Genomic DNA, 1007 nt, shown 5'->3' with positions numbered 1-1007 from the left:
GACGAAAACCGCACTGCCGAGTGGGCTCCCGCAGTCGGTACAGTGGCCGCGTCGGGCGCTGCTGCCGCGGTCGGTGCCGCCGGGTCGGCCCGCGAGACCGAATCGCGAAGTACCCCTTCCCCGGCGTACACCCCCGCCGTCGCACCGTCGTATCGTTCCCCGGAAACCCCAGCGCCCCAGCAACACCCGGAGCACTGGTCCGATTGGGTCGAACACGACCGAACGACGCGGCAGCCGACCCTCTCGCAGAAATGGCGGTCGTGGCGTCGCGGGGACGGCCCGTCACTGCTCGAGCGGTGGCACAACCGTCCCGTTCGGGAGCGGAGTGCCCCCAGGCGGGGCCTGCGAGTCGGGCCCGGTGTCGCTTTGCTGCTGTTCATCGCGCTGTTCGGAGCCGGGTTCTTCGCGATCGCGGCGGTGCAGGCGAGCCGATTCGAGATGTCGGACTACGACCGGATGTGTGGCGAGGACAAGAAGCCGTTCCCGAACGCCGCGCCCTATGAGCGCGACGGCGCGCGCCCGATCTATCTGTCCGGTGACCTCACGACCATGGTCCACCCGAACGATCCGACCGCGTGGAACCCGGACGACCCGTCGACCGTGCAGCTCATCGCCTGCATGAAGCAGCTGGAACTGCGCGACCTCGTGCAGACCTGCCAGTACGGCCCCTCCCCCGGCGCACCGGTGGGGCGCACCGTCAACCTCTTCCGCGCCACCTACGAGATCGCCGTCTACGAACTCCGTACCGGACGCGAGGTCGCCAAGGCCACCATGCTCGGCGAACGCTATTCCGACAACCCGGCCAACACCGACCAGGACCGCTGCCGGGCAGCCGCCGACGCCCCCGACTATCTCGGCCGCCGCCTGGGCCAACCCTCGAGAGCCCAGCTCACCGGCTTCCTCGCCCCACTGGTCCACGCCCCCCGCTGAACCGCTTGACCTCGAGCGCACTCGAGGTAGCAGGATTCACCTCGTGCCCCGAGCACAACCCGACACCGCGCCTACCC

The 1007-nt window shown here is 69.7% G+C and carries 1 protein-coding gene; it reads left to right on the top strand.

Features of this window, described 5'->3' with window-relative positions:
- The first annotated feature begins 366 nt into the window (after positions 1 to 366).
- Entirely contained in the window at positions 367 to 930 is a 564-nt protein-coding gene (locus ACFWDO_RS21530) for a hypothetical protein (protein WP_380347236.1), read from the top strand.
- The last annotated feature ends 77 nt before the right edge of the window (positions 931 to 1007 follow it).

Source organism: Isoptericola sp. NPDC060185 (genome assembly GCF_042728595.1).
Lineage (GTDB): Bacteria > Actinomycetota > Actinomycetes > Actinomycetales > Cellulomonadaceae > Isoptericola.
Note: the sequence above shows the minus strand (reverse complement) of the source record. Positions and strands in the feature narration are given on the sequence as shown.